Source organism: Streptomyces sp. H39-S7 (assembly GCF_027158205.1).
Classification (GTDB): domain Bacteria; phylum Actinomycetota; class Actinomycetes; order Streptomycetales; family Streptomycetaceae; genus Actinacidiphila.
On sequence record NZ_JAPVLU010000010.1, the window covers coordinates 204,743 to 222,958 of the forward strand.

General features: G+C 69.8%; 21 protein-coding genes. 7 read left to right on the forward strand and 14 right to left on the reverse strand.

The features are described 5' to 3' along the window. Positions 1-151: 151 nt before the first annotated feature. Positions 152-1,600: a sensor histidine kinase gene (locus tag O3X23_RS12375; RefSeq protein WP_269271382.1), complete on the forward strand. Its 1,449-nt coding sequence runs from the start codon at positions 152-154 to the stop codon at positions 1,598-1,600. Between the two features lie 134 nt (positions 1,601-1,734). Here O3X23_RS12375 and O3X23_RS12380 read toward each other — a convergent pair whose 3' ends face one another. Both O3X23_RS12380 and O3X23_RS12385 read right to left on the reverse strand, forming a co-directional pair. Continuing rightward, entirely contained in the window at positions 1,735-1,992 is a 258-nt protein-coding gene (locus O3X23_RS12380; RefSeq protein WP_138350912.1) for a WhiB family transcriptional regulator, read from the reverse strand. Positions 1,993-2,309: 317 nt separating this feature from the next. Further along, on the reverse strand, positions 2,310-3,278 hold the full coding sequence (locus O3X23_RS12385; RefSeq protein ID WP_269271350.1) for a diacylglycerol/lipid kinase family protein: 969 nt from the start codon (positions 3,276-3,278) through the stop codon (positions 2,310-2,312). A 48-nt stretch (positions 3,279-3,326) separates the two neighbouring features. Between O3X23_RS12385 and O3X23_RS12390 the strand changes: the two genes are divergently transcribed. Continuing rightward, the gene (locus O3X23_RS12390; RefSeq protein ID WP_269271351.1) at positions 3,327-3,746 is read left to right on the forward strand and encodes a hypothetical protein; all 420 of its coding nucleotides are present in this window, start codon (positions 3,327-3,329) and stop codon (positions 3,744-3,746) included. A 75-nt stretch (positions 3,747-3,821) separates the two neighbouring features. Here the strand turns inward: O3X23_RS12390 and O3X23_RS12395 are convergent, their stop codons facing one another. From O3X23_RS12395 to O3X23_RS12410, 4 genes are all read right to left on the reverse strand, one after another. Continuing rightward, positions 3,822-4,733 (reverse strand): RNA polymerase sigma factor SigF, encoded by a 912-nt coding sequence (locus O3X23_RS12395; RefSeq protein WP_443047834.1) that lies wholly within the window; start codon positions 4,731-4,733, stop codon positions 3,822-3,824. 163 nt (positions 4,734-4,896) lie between these two features. Continuing rightward, positions 4,897-5,310 carry an anti-sigma regulatory factor gene (locus O3X23_RS12400; protein WP_138350908.1) on the reverse strand — a complete coding sequence of 138 codons (414 nt, stop codon included), beginning with the start codon at positions 5,308-5,310 and terminating at the stop codon, positions 4,897-4,899. A 182-nt stretch (positions 5,311-5,492) separates the two neighbouring features. Next, the gene (locus O3X23_RS12405; protein WP_269271353.1) at positions 5,493-6,038 is read right to left on the reverse strand and encodes a GNAT family N-acetyltransferase; all 546 of its coding nucleotides are present in this window, start codon (positions 6,036-6,038) and stop codon (positions 5,493-5,495) included. Between the two features lie 89 nt (positions 6,039-6,127). Further along, on the reverse strand, positions 6,128-7,027 hold the full coding sequence (locus O3X23_RS12410) for a 1-aminocyclopropane-1-carboxylate deaminase/D-cysteine desulfhydrase (protein ID WP_269271354.1): 900 nt from the start codon (positions 7,025-7,027) through the stop codon (positions 6,128-6,130). A gap of 129 nt (positions 7,028-7,156) precedes the next feature. Between O3X23_RS12410 and O3X23_RS12415 the strand changes: the two genes are divergently transcribed. Continuing rightward, positions 7,157-8,110 carry a MurR/RpiR family transcriptional regulator gene (locus tag O3X23_RS12415; protein ID WP_269271355.1) on the forward strand — a complete coding sequence of 318 codons (954 nt, stop codon included), beginning with the start codon at positions 7,157-7,159 and terminating at the stop codon, positions 8,108-8,110. A gap of 104 nt (positions 8,111-8,214) precedes the next feature. Here the strand turns inward: O3X23_RS12415 and O3X23_RS12420 are convergent, their stop codons facing one another. Further along, complete coding sequence (locus O3X23_RS12420) at positions 8,215-9,054, reverse strand: SDR family oxidoreductase (RefSeq protein WP_269271356.1); 840 nt, start codon at positions 9,052-9,054, stop codon at positions 8,215-8,217. Between the two features lie 91 nt (positions 9,055-9,145). Between O3X23_RS12420 and O3X23_RS12425 the strand changes: the two genes are divergently transcribed. Next, positions 9,146-9,517 (forward strand): winged helix-turn-helix transcriptional regulator, encoded by a 372-nt coding sequence (locus O3X23_RS12425; protein WP_269271357.1) that lies wholly within the window; start codon positions 9,146-9,148, stop codon positions 9,515-9,517. Between the two features lie 111 nt (positions 9,518-9,628). Here the strand turns inward: O3X23_RS12425 and sodN are convergent, their stop codons facing one another. Next, positions 9,629-10,024: a superoxide dismutase, Ni gene (gene sodN, locus O3X23_RS12430; protein ID WP_164298766.1), complete on the reverse strand. Its 396-nt coding sequence runs from the start codon at positions 10,022-10,024 to the stop codon at positions 9,629-9,631. Between the two features lie 140 nt (positions 10,025-10,164). On the opposite strand from sodN, the gene sodX reads away from it, so the two are divergent. Continuing rightward, on the forward strand, positions 10,165-10,587 hold the full coding sequence (gene sodX, locus O3X23_RS12435) for a nickel-type superoxide dismutase maturation protease (RefSeq protein ID WP_269271358.1): 423 nt from the start codon (positions 10,165-10,167) through the stop codon (positions 10,585-10,587). Here sodX and O3X23_RS12440 read toward each other — a convergent pair. The 4 genes from O3X23_RS12440 to O3X23_RS12455 all read right to left on the reverse strand — a co-directional run bounded on the left by O3X23_RS12440 (position 10,491) and on the right by O3X23_RS12455 (position 14,016). Beyond that, on the reverse strand, positions 10,491-11,120 hold the full coding sequence (locus O3X23_RS12440; protein ID WP_269271359.1) for a CGNR zinc finger domain-containing protein: 630 nt from the start codon (positions 11,118-11,120) through the stop codon (positions 10,491-10,493). The genes sodX and O3X23_RS12440 overlap by 97 nt on opposite strands. A gap of 188 nt (positions 11,121-11,308) precedes the next feature. Then, complete coding sequence (locus O3X23_RS12445) at positions 11,309-12,076, reverse strand: amino acid ABC transporter ATP-binding protein (RefSeq protein ID WP_269271360.1); 768 nt, start codon at positions 12,074-12,076, stop codon at positions 11,309-11,311. Beyond that, entirely contained in the window at positions 12,073-13,029 is a 957-nt protein-coding gene (locus tag O3X23_RS12450; protein WP_269271361.1) for an amino acid ABC transporter permease, read from the reverse strand. The genes O3X23_RS12445 and O3X23_RS12450 overlap by 4 nt, the downstream gene beginning before the upstream one ends. Positions 13,030-13,059: 30 nt before the next feature. Further along, positions 13,060-14,016 carry an ABC transporter substrate-binding protein gene (locus O3X23_RS12455; RefSeq protein WP_269271362.1) on the reverse strand — a complete coding sequence of 319 codons (957 nt, stop codon included), beginning with the start codon at positions 14,014-14,016 and terminating at the stop codon, positions 13,060-13,062. 504 nt (positions 14,017-14,520) lie between these two features. On the opposite strand from O3X23_RS12455, the gene O3X23_RS12460 reads away from it, so the two are divergent. Beyond that, entirely contained in the window at positions 14,521-15,717 is a 1,197-nt protein-coding gene (locus tag O3X23_RS12460) for an NAD(P)-dependent malic enzyme (RefSeq protein ID WP_269271363.1), read from the forward strand. Between the two features lie 80 nt (positions 15,718-15,797). Here the strand turns inward: O3X23_RS12460 and O3X23_RS12465 are convergent, their stop codons facing one another. Both O3X23_RS12465 and O3X23_RS12470 read right to left on the reverse strand, forming a co-directional pair. Beyond that, positions 15,798-16,547: a hypothetical protein gene (locus O3X23_RS12465; RefSeq protein WP_269271364.1), complete on the reverse strand. Its 750-nt coding sequence runs from the start codon at positions 16,545-16,547 to the stop codon at positions 15,798-15,800. Then, positions 16,544-17,047 (reverse strand): SigE family RNA polymerase sigma factor, encoded by a 504-nt coding sequence (locus O3X23_RS12470; protein WP_269271365.1) that lies wholly within the window; start codon positions 17,045-17,047, stop codon positions 16,544-16,546. The genes O3X23_RS12465 and O3X23_RS12470 overlap by 4 nt, the downstream gene beginning before the upstream one ends. Before the next feature lie 165 nt (positions 17,048-17,212). On the opposite strand from O3X23_RS12470, the gene O3X23_RS12475 reads away from it, so the two are divergent. Next, a complete protein-coding gene (locus tag O3X23_RS12475) occupies positions 17,213-18,178 on the forward strand; it encodes a zinc-binding dehydrogenase (protein ID WP_269271366.1) in 966 nt (321 codons plus the stop codon). Positions 18,179-18,216: the final 38 nt, after the last annotated feature.

An 18,216-nucleotide genomic window follows, 5' to 3' on the forward strand; every position in this document is an offset into this window, starting at 1 on the left:
ATCCACCCTCCTGTGCGGGGAGGATGGAGGTCTGTTCGGTCCATTCTGGACTAGACCATTCTCCCTTGTCCATGCCATCGCTGGCATCGGTGGAAAAAAGGCCGGGCACGGATGGCGCGAATTGGCCTGTACGCTCGCAGACGTGCCCTCCATGAACGACCTCGTACGCCAGCACACCGGCCTGGACGACTCCGATCTCGAATGGCTCCACCTGCTGGTCTCGGAGTGGCAGCTGCTCTCCGACCTGTCCTTCGCCGACCTCGTCCTGTGGGTGCCGACCCTGGACGGCACACGCTACGTCTCGGTCGCCCAGATGCGGCCGAACACCGGGCCGACCTCGTACCAGGACGACATGGTCGGCCACCTGGTCCCGCGCGGCCGCCGCCCCATGCTGGACGCGGCCCTCGACGAGGGCCGGATCGTCCGCGAGGGCGACCCCGAATGGCGTGACGAGGTCCCGGTCCGGGTCGAGTCGATCCCGGTCCGCCGCGAGGGCCGGGTGCTGGGCGTCATCGCCCGCAACACCAACCTGCTGACCGTCCGCACCCCCAGCCGGCTCGAGCTGACCTATCTGCAGAGCGCCTCCGACCTGGCGCAGATGATCGCCGCGGGATCGTTCCCGTTCCCCGCCGAGCAGGTCGACATGGACGCGGCGCCGCGCGCCGGCGACGGCCTGATCCGGCTCGACGCGGACGGCGTCGTGCAGTACGCCAGCCCCAACGCGCTCTCCGCGTACCACCGCCTGGGCCTCGCCGCCGACCTGGTCGGCCTGCACCTCGGCAAGGCCACCACCGAACTCGCCCCCGCCCGCGGCCCGGTGGACGAGGCGATGGTCAAACTCGCCAGCGGCTGGGCGCCCCGTGAGGCCGAGGTCGAGGGCGGCGACGGCGTCATCCAGCTGCGCACCATCCCGCTGCGGCCCAAGGGCACCCACATCGGCTCGCTGGTCCTGCTGCGCGACGTCACCGAGCTGCGGCGCCGCGAGCGCGAGTTGATGACCAAGGACGCCACCATCCGGGAGATCCACCACCGGGTGAAGAACAATCTGCAGACCGTCGCCGCGCTGCTGCGGCTGCAGGCCCGCCGGATGGATTCCGACAAGGCGCGCGAGGCGCTGGAGGAAGCGGTCCGCCGGGTCGGCTCGATCGCGATCGTGCACGAGACGCTCTCCCAGAACCTGGACGAACGCGTCGAGTTCGACGACATCGCCGACCGGGTTCTCGCGATGGTCGCCGAGATCTCACCCGGTCGGGTCACCGCCCGCCGCACCGGCCGGTTCGGCATCCTGACCGCCGAGGTCGCCACCCCGCTGGCGATGGTCCTCACCGAACTCCTGCAGAACGCGCTGGAGCACGGCTTCGGCCCGGGGGAGAGCGGCACGGTCGAGGTGGGGGCGACGGTCGGCCGCGAAAAGCTGATCATCACCGTGCAGGACAACGGCCGCGGGCTGCCGGAGGGCTTCGACCCGCAGCGGGCCGGAAATCTCGGGCTGCAGATCGTCCGCACCCTGGTGGTGGGCGAACTGTCCGGCACGTTCGACATGGTCCCGGCGCCGGAGGGCGGCACCAGGGTCGTCCTGGAACTTCCCGCCGAGGCCTAGCGTTTGGGGTGCGGTCGTCGGGGGCGAACAGCAGTAAGCCCCGACCGCCAGGCGGTCGGGGCTTACTGGATGCTGTGTGCTGCGCGTACGAATTCGGGTGCTGCGCGCTGCGGCTCGGGGGTAAGGCGCGGGCGTCAGACGCTGGCGTTGCGGGCCCTGTTGCGGGCGGCGCGGCGCTTCATTGCGCGACGCTCGTCCTCGCTGAGGCCGCCCCAGACGCCTGCGTCCTGGCCGCTCTCCAGCGCCCACTGCAGGCACTGCTCCATGACGGGGCAGCGGCGGCAGACGGCCTTGGCTTCCTCGATCTGCAGCAGCGCAGGACCGGTGTTGCCGATGGGGAAGAAGAGTTCCGGGTCTTCCTCGCGGCAAACGGCGCGATGACGCCAGTCCATGGCTGCTCCAACTCCTTTGTGACAAGCACGTTGCTTGTGAATGTGAACGCTTTCACGAATCCCCTCACAGGGCACGGAACTACGCCCAGTTTCCTGGTGCAGTCTCGCTGATGTGAGGTGGTGGATTCGGGCTCTCAAGGGACTCCGGTTGTTGGCCGTCCCGATCGCCATGTAGAGACTCGCAAACCTGGGCTGCGGATACAACCCTTTCAGGAAAGTTTTTTTTGATTCCTCGGTGTCGCCTGCATCACAGCCGTACTTCCATGGGGTGCAGGGCAGCCTAAACGTTCGAGTAAAAGGACTTTGGGCTCTTCCGCTTACACAATCACACGCAGTGCACGGCGTACGCCTGTGAAGGTTGCGCTGGTACGCAGCCCCAGGTGGTCACCGTCCACCTGGAAGGGGAGCGGCGCCTGCGAATGCAAGGTGAAGTCGGTCAGGTCGTGCAAGGAGGCCACATGCTTGCCGTGCGGGCCTCGATCGGGGGTCGAACGGAGCAGTTGCGTGGCGTAGCGCATCGCTGACGATGTCGACATCTTGGACACCCCCAGCACATCGAGACCGGTGTCGAAGGAGGCGTCGGGGGAGGCGTACACCGGACGATTGCCCAGGTAGGTCCACGGAGCGGTGTTGCAGACTATCGACAGCACCAGCCCTCGGACGGGGTCCTCGTCCGGCCGCTCCAGCGTGATCGAACCGACGCCCCGGTGCGTCTCCGCCAGGAACTGGCGCATCACCTGGCGCATGTAGAGCGCGTGCGTCGAGCGCTTGCCCATGTCGCGTTGCTGTTCGACCCGGCCGACCACGCCGGCGTCGAAGCCCAGCCCGGCGCAGAAGGTGAACCAGCGCGACGGGACTCCCTCGTCCTCCGTGCCGGGCGTGCCGCTCACCAGGCCCAGGCCGACCGTGCGCGACGACCGGTCGTGCAGGGCGTCCAGCAGTGCCCCGGTCGCCTCGACGGCGTCGTTGGGCAGTCCCAGGGCGCGCGCGAACACATTGGTCGATCCGCCGGGCACCACGGCCAGCTGCGGCAGCCGGTCCGGATCCGGACCGTTGTGCAGCAGTCCGTTGACCACCTCGTTGACCGTGCCGTCACCGCCGAGTGCGACGACCAGTTCGATCTCGCCGCCCTCCGCTGCCTGACGGGCGAGGTCCCGGGCGTGGCCGCGGTACTCCGTGGCCGCCACGTCCAGCTTCAGATCGCTGGCGAGGGCGTGGGCCAGAACGTCACGTACCCGCGCACTGGTGGTGGTGGCAGCAGGGTTGACCACGAGAAGTGCGCGCATGAGGGGAAGCGTACCTACCCATAAGTACACCGGGCTACGCTGGCCGGTGTGAGCCAGATCCCCTCGACCCCGTCACCCCGACCGCGCCGGCTGACCGCCGCCGCGGGCCTCGCGGCCCTGGAAGGCCTCGCCCTGGCCGGCTGCGGGCTCGTCCTGCTGGTGCTGGCGCTGACCGGGCACTCCGACAACGTCCGCAACGCCGTGGTGGGTGCGGTCACCGTCCTCGCCCTCGGCGCGATCCCGCTGGCGGCGGCGTACGGGCTGCTGCACGCCCGGCGCTGGAGCCGGGGCCCCGCGCTGATCATCCAGCTGCTGGCGCTGCCGGTGGCCTGGACGCTGCTGCACGCCGCGGCGGCGTTCGTGGCGGCCGGCGTGGCCCTGGCCCTCATCGCCCTGGCCGGGCTGGTCCTCCTGGTCCACCCCGCGACGACCGCCGCCCTCGGCATCGGCGAACGCGGCGAGGCCTGAACCAGGACTCGAACCACGACGGCCGGACAGATCCTGGGATCTGTCCGGCCGTCGTCGTCACGGGCTGCTCCCCGGTTACTCCTCGACGAGGAGCTTCTCGCGGAGCTGCATGAGGGTGCGGGCCAGGAGCCGGGAGACGTGCATCTGGGAGATGCCGACCTCGATGGCGATCTGCGACTGGGTCATGTTGCCGAAGAACCGCAGCATGAGGATCTTCTTCTCCCGGGGCGGCAGCGACTCCAGGAGCGGTTTGAGCGATTCCCGGTACTCGACGCCTTCGAGGGCCTCGTCCATGGCCCCGAGGGTGTCCGCGACGGCGGGGGAGTCGTCGTCGGTGTCCGGGACGTCGAGCGAGAGGGTGCTGTAGGCGTTCGCGGATTCGAGGCCCTCCAGCACCTCCTCCTCCGTGATCTTGAGCTGTACCGCCAGCTCGTGCACGGTCGGTGCCCGGCCGAAGCGCTGGGAGAGCTCTCCGGTGGCGGTGGTGAGGGCCAGCCGCAGCTCCTGGAGCCTGCGGGGGACGCGGACGGCCCAGCCCTTGTCCCTGAAGTGGCGTTTGATCTCACCGACGACCGTGGGAGTCGCGTACGTGGAGAACTCCACGCCGCGGTCCACGTCGAAACGGTCGACGGACTTGATCAGACCGATGGTGGCGACCTGGGTGAGGTCGTCCAGCGGTTCCCCGCGGTTGCGGAAACGCCGCGCCAGGTGCTCCACCAGGGGCAGGTGCATACGCACCAGCCGGTTGCGCAGCTCGGCGCGTTCCGGTGAGCCGTCCGGGAGCTTGCTCAGCTCCACGAAGAGCGCTCGGGCGCCGGCCCGGTCATGCGGGTCGTGCTGCTCTTGCTGGTCCATGGGATCCGCCTGCTCCGCCGCGTCCATTGCATCCGTACGGGACCCGGGGTGCTGCCGCGCCGAGTACCGCCCGGCCGCCCCGGCGGGCGACGCCTGGGCCGGCACGGCGGGACGGCCCCGCACCGCGGGCATGCCGCTGTCCGCCGGGGGTCCGGGAGCTGCCTCCCGGGATAGATCAGCACTCATGGCGTTTCCCCGTTCCGTGCACGGTTGTACCGTTACCGGCCCTTCGGGGGACCGGGACACGCTGACCTGCTTCGGGTCCGCGCCTGCGGGCTGCCTGCATCTGGGGACCTCACGACTGTCCGGGGCCGGCACCGCGCTTCTTGTGCAGGCTGATGCTGACGGTCTTGTCCTCCGCGACCGTGGCATCCACCTCGCCGGCCAGTGCGGAGAGCACCGTCCAGGCGAAGGTGTCCCGCTCCGGAGCACGACCATCGGTCGTGGGCGCCGAAACTCTCACCCACAGAGCGTCCCCGACGAGTCGGAAGACGCAACTCAGTACGCTGCCGGGAACGGCCTGCTGCAGCAGGATGGCGCACGCCTCGTCCACGGCGATGCGCAGGTCTTCGATCTCGTCGAGGGTGAAGTCCAGCCGTGCTGCGAGACCGGCCGTAGCCGTACGCAGTACCGACAGATAGGCCCCCGCCGCGGGCAGCCGGACCTCAACGAAGTCCTTCGTCCCGGGCTCGCCTGCGATCTGGGACACCCTCACCTCCAAGGTGGCACACAGTGATTGCTCTGGTTCGCCAGCGACGCTATCGCGATCTGTGCCCCGATGTCGCCCGGACGGAGCACTGCCGCCGCCATGAGTGAGCCCTGACCCGGCACCCCACGACTGTCACCCATGGTAAGCGTATGAGTACACTCCGTGGCTAGGGGTATGCGGTCTCAATTCGAAAGAGATGTCGCATCGTTGCCCACGCTCGGGTGGAGTGCCAGGTCGGCGAGGGTGTGCAGCGGTTCGCCGGTCAGTCGTTGCACGGTCCAGCCGTCCTGTCCGAAGGCGCCGATGGAGCGGTAGAAGCCGATCGCGGGATCGTTCCAGTCCAGTACTGCCCATTCGAAGCGCTCGTAGCCGCGGGTGACGCAGATCGAGGCCAGTTCGGCCAGCAGTGCCTTGCCGTGGCCGCCGCCGCGCGCCTCGGGCCGTACGTACAGGTCCTCCAGGTAGACCCCGTGCGTACCCGTCCAGGTGGAGAAGTTCCGGAACCACAGGGCGAATCCCACCGTGCGGTCCCCGGAGTTCGTCCTGGAATCCTCCGCGGATTCCGCTTCCGCGATCAGCGCGAAGACCGCCGGGTGCTCGCCGAAAAGGGCGTCGTGCAATTGCTCCGGCGTCGCGCGGGCCTCCTCCAGCGCCTTTTCGTACTCCGCGAGTTCGCGGATCATGGCGTGGATCGCCGGGACGTCGGCGGGGGTGGCGGCTCTGATCATGAGCCAAGGTTACGTCGTCGCCGGCGGCGGGGGAGTGGCGCAGATCACCTCGAATTCGGCGACGGCCGGCACCCGTCAGGGCCGGCGTCTCATCCGGTCACGACGGCCGCGAGGCGGGTGCCGGGGGCAAAGGCGCCCTCGTCCGCCAGGGTGAACAGGCCGTGCAGCATCTTCGCCACGTAGACGCGGTCCGGGACCAGGCCGTGCCGGACGGCGAAGTCCTCGGCGAAGGCGTCGAGCTCGGGGGTGGTGCGGGCGTAGCCGCCGTGGTGGAAGCGGTCGTCGAGCCGCCAGTCGCCCGTCCGGCCGCCGAACGCGTCCTCCTGCAGCCGCCGCACGGCGCCTTCGAGGAAGCCGCCCCTGAGCACCGGGAAGCCGATCGCGCGCTGGCTCCCCTCCGCCAGTCCCGCGGCCAGCCCGGCGAGCGTGCCGCCGGTGCCGCAGGCGACCGCGACGACGTCCGCCGCGCCGCGCAGTTCCCCGCCCAGGTCGGCGCAGCCGCGGGCCGCCAGGGCGTTGCTGCCGCCCTCCGGCACCACGTAGCAGCGGCCGAAGCGCTCCCGCAGCTCCTCGACGACGTCCGGCTCCGCCTTGCGGCGGTACGTGGTCCGGTCGATGAAGGCCAGCCGCATGCCATCGGCCGCGGCGCGGACCAGCGAGGCGTTCAGCGGGCGCGTGGCGAGCTCGTCGCCGCGTACGACGCCGACGGTCGAGAAGCCCAGCAGACGGCCGGCGGCGGCGGTCGCGCGCAGATGGTTGGAGTAGGCGCCGCCGAAGGTCAGCAGGGTGTCGTGACCGGCGTCGGCGGCGGCCTGGAGGTTGAGCCGCAGCTTGCGCCACTTGTTGCCCGGCAGGTCCGGATGGATCAGGTCGTCCCGCTTCAGCAGCAGCCGGACGCCGTGCCGCGCGAGCCGGTCGTCCTCGATCGCGACCAGCGGTGAGGGCAGCCGGGGTCGCAGTGCGTCGAGCGGCAGGCCGGTGGCGGTCACCCCGTCATTGTCACCCGCACGGACGAGGTGGGCGGCTCGTGGGCGGCAAACCGCCGCAATGGCCTCAGAAGTCCCTCAGGGCACGGAAGAAGCTCCCGAAAAGGGCCGCCCCCGGTGCATTCTTCTCAGGTGAAGACGGACGGCACGAACGGCACAGACCCCTCCGGCGGCCCGGATCTGGAACGGGAGCGGGAGCGGGATTCCCCGCACTTCCCGCCGTCCCCGACCGGGCCAGGTGACGGGCTCGCCGCGACGGTACGCGGGCTGCTGCCCTCCCTCACGCCCGCCTCCGCACGCATAGCCCGGCTGATCGTCGAGGACCCCGCCCAGGTCGCCCGCAGCACCATCTCGGAACTGAGCGCGCTGGCGGGCACCAGCGACTCCTCGATCGTCAGGACCGCCAGGGCGCTGGGCTTCTCGGGCTACCCCGAACTCCGGCTGGCGCTGGCCGCCTCGGCCGCCCGGCAGGCCCCCCGCTCGACCCTGACCTCGGGGATCACCCGGCAGGACTCACCCGCGGAGGTGATGGCGAAGCTGGTGCACACCGAGTCCCAGGCGGTCCTGGAGACCGAGACCCAGCTCGATCCCGGACAGCTGCTGGGCGCCGTGCTCGCGGTCTGCGGAGACGGCCAGCTGCACATCGCCGGCGTCGGCGCGTCCGGGCTGGTCGCCCAGGACCTGCACCAGAAACTGCAGCGCATAGGGCGGCCCTGCCACGCCCACGGCGACTCCCAGTCCGCCCTGACGAGCGCGGTGCTGCTCGGGCCCGGTGACGTCTTCCTCGCCGTGTCGCACTCCGGCGAGAGCCGCGACGTCCTGGAGCCGCTGCGCCGGGCCGCCGACCAGGGCGCGACCACCGTCGTCATCACCAACCACCCGCAGTCGACCGCCGCCCGCCTCGCCGACTTCGTGCTGGCCTCGGCGGGCCGCGAGACCACCTTCCGGCCCGGCGCGATGGCCAGCCGGATCAGCCAACTGGTCGTCGTCGACTGCCTCTTCGTCTGCGTGGCGCAGCGCACCTACGAGAAGTCCGACCATGCGCTGCGGGTCACGCACCAGGCCCTGGAGCACGACCGCTCCTGAACTCCCCGGCGCGGAACGCCGGAACGCCCGTACCGGGTCCGCGAACGCGGACCGGGTACGGGCGGACAGGTGTGTGACCGTGGTGTTGTCACAGGTGGTCGGTCTCAGCGGAAGGCGGCGACATTGCGGGCGGCCCAGTCGGCGAAGGGGCGCGGGGCGCGGCCGAGGACCTGCTGGACGTCCGGGCTGATGCGCAGCTCGGCCGGGTTCGGGGAGCCCAGGATGTCCAGGGTGTCGTTCGCGAGCTCTGCCGGCATGCTCCGGGTCATCGCGGCGGCGGCCTCGTCGCGGGTGAGTTCGTGGAACCTCACCGGCGAGCCCAGCGCGGCGGCGAGGGCCGCCGCCTGACCGCGCGGAGTGATCACCTCCGGTCCGGTCAGTTCGTACACGCTGCCGGTGTGCCGGTCTTCCAGCAGGCAGGCCGCCGCGACCTCGGCGATGTCCGCCGGGTCGATGATCGGCACCCCGACGTCGCCGAAGGGCGCGGCGACGACCTGTTGGGTGCGCACGGACTCCGCCCACCACAGGGCATTGGAGGCGAAGCCGCCCGGCCGCAGGATGGTCCACTCCAGGCCGGACTCCCGCAGCACGTCCTCCAGTGCGCGCATCGCGATCCGCGTGCGGCCGGAAGGCCTGGTCACCACGCCCAGCGTGGAGAGCAGGACGACCCGGCGGACCCCGGCGGCCGCAGCCTCGCTGATGATGTCGGCAGGATTGGCTCCAATGGCGTGCAGGTCGCCGGACAGCAGCAGGAACAGCGCCTTCGCCCCGGCCAGTGCGGGCTTGAGGCCGGCCGGCTCGGCCAGGTCGGCCACCATGTGGCGGACGCCGTCGGGCACGGCCGCCGCGTTCCGCGACACCGCCGTCACCTGCTGCCCCGCCTCGGCCAGTGCCTGCGTCAACGGCCGGCCGATATTGCCGGTAGCCCCGGTTACCACGATCATGATGAGCTCCTCGTCGTAGGTCCTCTGTGGCCCTGACGTTAGGAGCGCGGCTAACTTTTAGTAAGGACATACCCCGAGGTAAGCTCATGACATGACGGGAAGCGTGCAGCCCAGGCAGGCCGAGGTTCCGCAGCGGTATGACGTGTTTCACACCGACTGCCTCGCGCGCGACGTGGTCGACCATGTGACCAGCAGGTGGGGCGTCTGGGTGCTGATCTCTCTGCGGAGCAACAGTCTCCGGTTCTACGAGCTGCGCGAGAGCATCCAGGGCATCAGCGAGAAGATGCTCGCCCAGACGCTGCGCGCGCTGGTGCAGGACGGCCTGGTCTGGCGGGAGGTCGAGCCGACGACGCCGCCTCAGGTCACCTACGGGCTGACCGAGTTCGGCCGGGAGGTCGGCGAGCCGCTCACGGAGCTGTTCGACCGGATCACACGGCGGCTGTCGCCGAACGGCGAGGGTTAGACGAACGCACCCGGCCCGTCATGGACTCCGTGCTGGAATCCCTGCGGACCGGGTGCGGACGGTTGACCTGTGTCGGTGGTGTCGTCGCAGGTCGAAAGGCCTAAAAGAGCATCAGGCCTTCTTGGTCTCCCAGAAGATGGTGTCGATCCGGGCGATCAGCTCGAGGAGCTTCTCGCCCGTCTTCGGGTCGTTCGACGCCTTGGCAGCACTGCCTGCCTTGAGGGCGTCGTTGATGAGCTGGTGCAGCTCGGGGTACTTCTCGAAGTGCGGCGGCTTGAAGTAGTCGCTCCACAGCACCGAGATGTGGTGCTTGGCGAGCTCCGCGCGCTGCTCCTTGATGATGATCGCCCGGGTCCGGAAGTCCGGGTCCTCGTTGGCCTGGTACTTCTCCTGGACGGCCTTGACCGACTCGGCCTCGATGCGGGCCTGGGCCGGGTCGTATACGCCGCAGGGCAGGTCGCAGTGGGCGCTGACCTTGACCTTGGGCGCGAACAGGCGAGAGAACATGGCTGTCCTTCCTTGTGATCGTCTTTCCAGGTGGGAGATTACTCCCTAGGAGAGTCGTTTTCTCGGGTGCCCCATGTGGCTTAGGACAAAAGTCTGGTGTCACCCTGGGGCTGGTGGAGGAAGGGACGAGGAGGCACAGCATGCGGGAGCGGCGAGTCCGGCGGGGCTACGCGGTCGAGGTGACCGGCCCTTCGATGGTCCCGACGCTGTACGAGGGCGATCGGCTGTTCGTGCGAGACGTGAGCGGTCCGGCCGACGTCCGGGAGGGTGACGTCGTGATCCTGCGGCACCCGTTGCAGCAGGATCTGCTCATCGTGAAGCGGGCGGTCGAGCGCCGTGAGGGCGGCTGGTGGGTGCTGGCCGACAACCCGTTCGGGTCGGTCGCGGACAGCAGCGTGTTCGGCACGGTGCCGGACGAGCTGGTGCTCGCCCGGGCCCTGGTGCGGTTCCGGCCGCCGCGGGAGCTTCAGAGGTCGGTGGCGGGGGTGCTGTCGTGGGCGGCGTCCTGTGTGCGGCCGCTGAGCGCGGACCGTTCGTTCTCCAGGCGCTTGCGGGCGCGGTAGGCCGCGACGTTCGCGCGGGTCGCGCAGCGGTCGGAGCAGTAGCGCCGGGACCGGTTGGTCGATGTGTCGACATAGGCGTTGCGGCAGGGGGCGGCCTCGCAGATGCCGAGCCGGTCCACGCCGAGTTCGGTCAGCTGGAAGGCCAGCCCCATGCAGGCGGTGGCGGCGTATCCGGCGGTGGCGGTCGCGGCGTGGTCGGCGAGGTGCATGTGCCAGTCCGGGCGGCCCGTCTCGTCGAGGTGCTCGTGCCCGGAGATCTGCGGGCTGACGGGGAACTCCAGCAGCAGCGCGTTGAGCAGGTCCACCGCGCGTACCTCGTCGCCCTCGTCGGCGGCCTCGAAGACCCCGCGCAGCCGGGTGCGCACGGCGCGCAGCCGGGGCACGTCGGCGTCGGTGCTGCGCGCGGCGGCCTGGGTGCTGGTGCCGAAGAGCGCACGGACGGCGTCGACCCCGCTGAGGCCGTCCGTCCCGCGTTCCGGCTCCTCGCTGTTCACCAGGCGCACGGCGTAGTCCGAGTAGTAGGCCAGTTCCACGTGTGATCCTTACCCGTGCGTTCTAGGCTCAGTAATGACCGAGGTAGCTATCAGGGTATTACGGCTCGGTGAACGGCGATGACGGTACGCCGACGCCGCCGACGACGGCGCCGTCCACGCGCGCCGCGGACAGGCCGAGGCCGGACGGCCGGGCTTCTCGCCCGGCCGTCCGGCCTCGTCCCTTCGGGTCACAGCACCTTGGACAGGAATGCCTTGGTGCGCTCGTGCTGCGGGTTGTTCAGGACGTCGCGGGGGCTTCCCGCCTCGACGACGATGCCGTCGTCCATGAAGACCAGTGCGTCGCCCACCTCGCGGGCGAAGCCCATCTCATGGGTGACGACGATCATCGTCATGCCGTCCTCGGCGAGACCCCGCATGACGTCGAGGACGTCGCCGACGAGCTCCGGGTCGAGGGCCGAGGTCGGCTCGTCGAAGAGCATCAGCTTCGGCTCCATCGCCAGCGCGCGGGCGATGGCCACCCGCTGCTGCTGCCCGCCGGACAGCTGCGACGGGTAGTTGGCCGCCTTGTCGGCCAGGCCGACCCGGTCCAGCAGACGTTCCGCGCGGGCCCGGGCGGTCGCCTTCGACTCGCCCTTGACCTGCATGGGGGCTTCCATGACGTTCTCGATCGCCGTCATGTGCGGGAAGAGGTTGAAGCGCTGGAACACCATGCCGATGTCCCGCCGCTTCGCCGCGACCTCGCTGTCCTTCAGCTCGTAGAGCTTGTCGCCCTTCTGCCGGTAGCCGACCAGCTCGCCGTCGACCCACAGGCGGCCGGCGTTGATCTGCTCCAGGTGGTTGATGCACCGCAGGAAGGTGGACTTGCCCGAGCCGGACGGGCCGACGAGGCAGAACACCTCGCGCGGCGCGACCTCCAGCTCGATCCCCTTGAGGATGTGCGCCAGGCCGAAGGACTTGTGCACGGCCTCGGCCTTGACCATGGGCTGAACGGTCATCGGGCCACCTCCGGACGGCGCAGCGTGCTGAGATTCGCCTTGATCTTCTGCCACGGGGTGAGCGGCAGACTCCGCAGCGAGCCCCGGGCGAAGCGGCGCTCCAGGTAGTACTGGCCAACGCTGAACACGCTGGTCAGGGCGAGGTACCAGATGGACGCGACGAAGAACATCTCCATGGTCGCGAAGGAGCTCGCGGCGATGTCCTGGGCGCTGCGCAGCAGGTCCTGGTACTGGACGGCGACGACCAGCGAGGACGTCTTGAGCATGTTGATGAACTCGTTGCCGGACGGCGGAATGATCACCCGCATGGCCTGCGGAAGCACCACGCGGCGCATCGTCTGGCCCTGCTTCATGCCCAGCGCGTGCGACGCCTCGGTCTGGCCCTCGTCGACCGACTGGATGCCGGCGCGCACGATCTCGGCCATGTAGGCGCCCTCGTTCAGACCGAGCCCCAGCAGGGCGGCCACGAACGGGGTCATGACCTCGACCATGTTGTTCTTGTAGATCGGGCCGAGGTTCAGCACCGGGAAGATCAGCGCCAGGTTGAACCAGATGAGCAGCTGCACATAGACCGGGGTGCCGCGGAAGAACCAGATGTAGAGCCAGGCGACGCCGCCCGTCACCGGGTTCTTGGAGAGCCGCATGACGGCGAAGAGCACGCCCAGCAGCAGACCCATCAGCATCGACAGGACGCTGATGAGGACGGTGTGCCACAGGCCGGTCAGGATGGAGTGGTCGAACAGCTTCTCCGGCACGGTCGCCCAGCGCACGTCGCCCTGGGAGAACGAGTACACGAGCCCGAGCAGCACGGCCACGACCACGACAGCGCTCACCCAGCGCCCGTAGTGGCGTACGGGGATCGCCCGGATAGCCTCCGCCGGGACCGCGGTGGCGGTCCCGGCCGACCCGCTCGGCGGAGCGTCGGCGGGTTCCTTCTCGAATTTGTCAGTCACGGTGACTGCCCTTCAGTGGAGCGCGTGGGGTCAGGATCCGCTGTTGATCGCGGCCTTGATGATCGCGCCGTCGCCGGCGCCCCACTTGTCGAGGGCTGCCTTGTACGTGCCGTCGGCGATGATCGCGTCCATCGCCAGCTTGAGGGCGTCTCGCAGCTGCGTGTTGCTCTTGTCCACGGCGATGCCGAACGGCCCGGCGTCGGACTTGTTGGCCACGGACTCGAAGTCGTTGCCGCCACCCGCGGTCTTGGCGATGTACGCGGCGACCGGGGAGTCGTTGAGGTCAGCGACGGCTCCGCCGGCCTTGACGCGGGTCTGGGCCTCGGCGTCGGTCGGGAAGGACTCGATGGAGATCGCCGACTTGCCGCCGGTCGTGCACTTCTTCGAGAGGTCCTTGGCAGCCTGCTCGAACGTCGTACCGCGCTGGACGGCGAGCTTCTTGCCGCACAGGTCGTCGACGGAGGTGATGTGCTCCGGGTTGCCCTTCTTGACCAGGATGCCGGTGCTCGCGGTGAAGTAGTCGACGAAGTCGACGCCCTTACCGGTCTTCTGCCCCTTGTCGTCCAGGCCCTCCTGGCGGGCCTTGGTGTCGCTCACGGAGGACATGACGAGGTTGTAGCGGCCGGTCTGCATCGCGGCGAGGAGGCCGTCGAAGGTGCCGCTGGTGAACTTGAACGTCACGCCGAGCTGCTTGCCGAGTGCGGCGGCCACGTCGGGGTCGACGCCGACGATGGTGCCGCCCTGCTTCAGCTCCATCGGGGCGTACGTTGCGTCCGTGCCGACGGTGATGACGCCGGCGTCCTGGATCGTCTTGGGCAGCTTGCTGAAGAGCGGAGCGCTGTTCCCCTTCGTCGAGGTGTCGCTGCCGCTGTCCTTCTTGGTCTGGTCGCCACAGCCGCTGAGCAGCAGGGTGCCCGCGACCGCGATCGCGCCGACCGCTGTGATCCGAGAGGTGGCGGTCGAGCGAAGGGTGGTGCGTGCGGTCATTGCTGGTTCCTCCTGCGGAATGTGGGCGGAGTGGGGAAGCCGATGGGTGGAGACCCCTGTTCGAGTGTCGCCACCCGGTGTGATGTGCGCATCTTGCCATCCGGACAGACCCAGTCAGTGGTCCAGTTGTGTCAAAATCGGATAACGGGCGATCCCCGGGCTCTCACCGGGCCGGCACACCAAGGCCGGACCGCGGTGGGGCCACGCCGACCAGTCGCACACAGTATCCGCGGCTTCTCCCCATTCGGGTCTTTTGCCGCGCTGTCTGCCGTTATTTCCGATTCGTTCCCTGTTGACGGACCCGAATTGGACTCGTCAGCGGAATCGGTCTTCCGGTAGAACGGACCCTTACCCCTCATCCCGGGGCCCACGGCATGCGTGCGGCATGCCTGGCGCCGGTGCCTTCAGGACCACTCAAGTGCCTGGGTGTACCGATGCCGAGCCCGCCTATCTCCATTTCTGGAGGTAGTACCCTCGAAACCAAATCAGACAAAGGGGTCAATTGTGGCAGCGGAGATCGTCAATCCTCGGACCGATACGGACGCATTTCCCATCGATCCGGTCTTCGCCCTGCACCGCGGCGGAAAGATGGAGGTGACCGCGACCGTGCCGGTGCGCGACGCGGACGATCTCTCCCTCGCCTACACGCCGGGTGTCGCGAAAGTCTGCACGGCCATCGCCGAGCAGCCCGATCTGGTGAACGACTACACCTGGAAGTCCAACGTCGTGGCCGTCGTCACGGACGGCACCGCGGTGCTCGGACTCGGTGACATCGGCCCGGAGGCATCCCTGCCGGTCATGGAGGGCAAGGCCATCCTCTTCAAGCAGTTCGGCGGGGTCGACGCGGTCCCCATCGCGCTGGCCTGCACGGACGTCGACGAGATCGTCGAGACCGTGGTGCGGTTGGCGCCGTCCTTCGGCGGCGTCAACCTGGAGGACATCTCCGCCCCCCGCTGCTTCGAGATCGAGCGGAAGCTGCAGGAGCGCCTCGACATCCCGGTCTTCCACGACGACCAGCACGGCACCGCCGTCGTGACGCTCGCCGCGCTGCGCAACGCCGCCAAGCTCACCGGCCGGTCGTTGGGCCAGTTGCGCGCGGTGATCTCGGGCGCGGGAGCGGCCGGGGTCGCGATCGCCAAGATCCTCATCGAGGCGGGAATCGGCGACGTCGCCGTCACCGACCGCAAGGGGATCGTGCACGGCGGCCGTGATGACCTGAACTCCGTCAAGCGCGAGCTGGCCTCGTACACCAATAAGGCTGGTCTTTCCGGTTCGCTGGAGACCGCCCTGGAGGGGGCCGACGTGTTCATCGGCGTCTCCGGCGGAACCGTGCGGGAGGAGGCGGTGGCCACCATGGCGGAGGGCGCCTTCATCTTCGCGATGGCCAACCCGACCCCGGAGATCCACCCGGACGTCGCCCACAAGTACGCGGCCGTCGTCGCCACCGGCCGCAGCGACTTCCCGAACCAGATCAACAACGTCCTGGCGTTCCCCGGCATCTTCGCCGGCGCCCTCCAGGTGCGTGCCTCGCGCATCACCGAGGGCATGAAGATCGCCGCCGCCGAGGCGCTGGCCGCCGTCATCGCCGACGAGCTCAGCGCGGACCACGTCATCCCGTCGCCGTTCGACGCGCGCGTCGCCCCTGCCGTCACCGCGGCGGTCGCCGCGGCCGCCCGGGCCGAGGGCGTCGCCCGCCGCTGACCGCCTCCGGGCGGACCGTCACAGGACAGCGAGGTACGGCGGGCCGGCACCCACGGGGTGCCGGCCCGCTGTCGCCAGGGTCAGCGCCCAGGCAGCCGTACGAGCAGCTCCGGGCGCAGCGCGAGCTCGCGGAGCTGCGCCAGGGTCAGCGGCGGCTCGGCCATCCAGGCGGGGTCGGAGGGGCGGCCGGACAACGTGTCCCCGCCCTGGATCTGGATGAACATCGACCGGCCGTCGGGAAGGGACAGGCCGGCGCAGTAACCCGCGATGGTCTTCCAGCGGGCGTCCTCGTCGCGCAACCGGATGCCGGGCAGGATGCGCCACGTCCACAGCGTGCGGCCGCCGCTCAGTTCCGTCCTCCCGCACTCCGCCGTCCAGGGCTTCGTGTCGAACTCGGCGCAGACGTCGTGCGGCCCGGACCCGTCCGGGGCGAAGTTGTAGATCGAGATCTCGCCGTACTTCCCGCCCTTGGTCACCCGGTACGTCCCGTCGCCGATCGCGACGTCCTTGCCGTGGTCGGCCTTGCCGTTCTCCTCGATCCTGCCCACCTCCGGCGGGAGCAGCTTCCTGAGCAGCGCGGTCTGCGTCGGCCCGCTGTACCCGGCAGCGTCCTGTACCCGCCGTGCTTCCCCTGCACCCGGCATGAGCAGCAGGCCGGCGGTCACCGTGCCGGCGAGGGCCAGTGCGGAAACGGCGATCCGGGCCCGTGTGCGGCGCCGCCGCACGCTTCGGGCCCGGGCGAAGATGCGTTCGGTCGTACCGTTCGGCGCGGGGACGACACCGTCGACGGCCCGCTGCAACAGCTCCCTGACCGCTTGGTCCTGATTCATACCCGTTCCTCCCGCATCTCGGCGCGCAGCGCCGCCATTCCGCGTGCCGCATGGCTCTTGACGGTGTTCTCGCGCATGCCGAGCGCCTCGGCGGTGGCCTCGACGCTCAGGTCCTCCCAGTACCGCAGGACGAGCACGGCGCGCTGCCGCGGCGTGAGCCGGGCGAGTGCGGCGCGTACGGCCACACCCGTGTCGGTGTCGGTCTCGCGGTCCGTCCGCTCGGGCAGTTCGCCGTGCGGGAGCTCCCGGTGCCAGAAGCGGCGCCGGGAGGCGATGAAGGTGTTGACGAGGGTCTTGCGGGCGTACGCCTCGACGTTGTCCAGACGCTCCAGCCGGCGCCAGCCCAGGATGACCTTCACCAGCGTGGTCTGCACGAGGTCGTCCGCCTCGTCGCGGTCGCCGCACAGCAGGTAGGCGCTGCGGAACAGCGCGTACCGTCTGCCGGCGATGAACGCGTCGAGCGCGTCATCGGTGCGGTCGGCACCGGCCTCCTGCGTCATGTGGTCCCCTCCGTCGCCCGCGGCCGGGCGGACAGCCCGTCACTGTGTCAGTGCGCCGGAGGGTGCGGGAGGTTGCACGGCCGGGCGGCGGATTCGGGGTGACGTATGTCGCTTCGTACGGCGGGCCCTTCACCGGACGTGGATCACGCCGATAGTTTCTGCTGCATGTTCGCTGCCTATGCCGCACGTATCGACCGTGACCAGCCGCTGAACGGCCTGGAGCTGGGGGAGCGCCCCGAGCCGGAGCGCCGGGAGGGGTGGACGACGGTCACGGTGCGGGCCGCGTCACTCAACCACCACGACCTGTGGTCGCTGCGCGGGGTGGGCCTCGGGCAGGAGCGGCTGCCGATGATCCTCGGCTGCGACGCGGCGGGCGTCGACGAGAACGGGGACGAGGTCGTCCTGCACTCCGTCATCGGCCAGTCGGGACACGGCGTCGGACCGGACGAGCCGCGCTCGATCCTCACCGAGCGGTACCAGGGGACGTTCGCCGAGCGGGAGTCGGTGCCGTCCTGGAACGTGCTGCGCAAACCGCCGGAGCTCTCCTTCGAGGAGGCGGCCTGTCTGCCGACCGCGTGGCTGACCGCGTACCGGATGCTCTTCACCAACGCGGGCGTGCGGCCGGGCGATTCCATCCTGGTGCAGGGCGCGGGCGGCGGCGTCGCGACCGCGGCGATCGTGCTCGCGAAGGCCGCGGGGCTGCGGGTGTTCGCGACGAGCCGGGACAAGGCCAAGCGCGAGCGCGCGGTGGAGCTGGGCGCCGAGGCGGCCTTCGAGCCGGGCGCGCGGCTGCCGCGGCGGGTCGACGCGGTGATCGAGACGGTGGGCGCGGCGACGTGGTCGCATTCGGTGAAGTCGCTGCGGCCCGGCGGCACGCTGGTGATCTCGGGCGCCACGAGCGGCTCGAACCCGGAGGCCGCCGAACTCACCCGGATCTTCTTCCTGGAGCTGAAGGTCGTCGGCTCCACGATGGGCACCAAGGACGAGCTGGAGGATCTGCTCAGCTTCTGCGCGGCCACCGGCGTCCGGCCGGTGATCGACTCGGTGCTGCCGCTGGACCGGGCCCGTGAGGGCTTCGAGAAGATGGCGGGCGGCGAGCTGTTCGGGAAGATCGTGCTGACGACGGGCTGAGCCACCGGCGCGGGGTGCGGGTTCCGGAGGACGGAACC

Excerpts from the sequence above, each read along its gene's own strand:
- O3X23_RS12375 (WP_269271382.1), top strand. The coding sequence starts at position 152 with ATGAACGACCTCGTACGCCAGCACACCGGCCTGGACGACTCCGATCTC.
- O3X23_RS12380 (WP_138350912.1), bottom strand. The coding sequence starts at position 1,992 with ATGGACTGGCGTCATCGCGCCGTTTGCCGCGAGGAAGACCCGGAACTC.
- O3X23_RS12385 (WP_269271350.1), bottom strand. The coding sequence starts at position 3,278 with ATGCGCGCACTTCTCGTGGTCAACCCTGCTGCCACCACCACCAGTGCG.
- O3X23_RS12395 (WP_443047834.1), bottom strand. The coding sequence starts at position 4,733 with ATGCCCGCGGTGCGGGGCCGTCCCGCCGTGCCGGCCCAGGCGTCGCCC.
- O3X23_RS12405 (WP_269271353.1), bottom strand. The coding sequence starts at position 6,038 with ATGATCAGAGCCGCCACCCCCGCCGACGTCCCGGCGATCCACGCCATG.
- O3X23_RS12420 (WP_269271356.1), bottom strand. The coding sequence starts at position 9,054 with ATGATCGTGGTAACCGGGGCTACCGGCAATATCGGCCGGCCGTTGACG.
- O3X23_RS12425 (WP_269271357.1), top strand. The coding sequence starts at position 9,146 with ATGACGGGAAGCGTGCAGCCCAGGCAGGCCGAGGTTCCGCAGCGGTAT.
- sodN (WP_164298766.1), bottom strand. The coding sequence starts at position 10,024 with ATGTTCTCTCGCCTGTTCGCGCCCAAGGTCAAGGTCAGCGCCCACTGC.
- sodX (WP_269271358.1), top strand. The coding sequence starts at position 10,165 with ATGCGGGAGCGGCGAGTCCGGCGGGGCTACGCGGTCGAGGTGACCGGC.
- O3X23_RS12445 (WP_269271360.1), bottom strand. The coding sequence starts at position 12,076 with ATGACCGTTCAGCCCATGGTCAAGGCCGAGGCCGTGCACAAGTCCTTC.
- O3X23_RS12455 (WP_269271362.1), bottom strand. The coding sequence starts at position 14,016 with ATGACCGCACGCACCACCCTTCGCTCGACCGCCACCTCTCGGATCACA.
- O3X23_RS12465 (WP_269271364.1), bottom strand. The coding sequence starts at position 16,547 with ATGAATCAGGACCAAGCGGTCAGGGAGCTGTTGCAGCGGGCCGTCGAC.
- O3X23_RS12470 (WP_269271365.1), bottom strand. The coding sequence starts at position 17,047 with ATGACGCAGGAGGCCGGTGCCGACCGCACCGATGACGCGCTCGACGCG.
- O3X23_RS12475 (WP_269271366.1), top strand. The coding sequence starts at position 17,213 with ATGTTCGCTGCCTATGCCGCACGTATCGACCGTGACCAGCCGCTGAAC.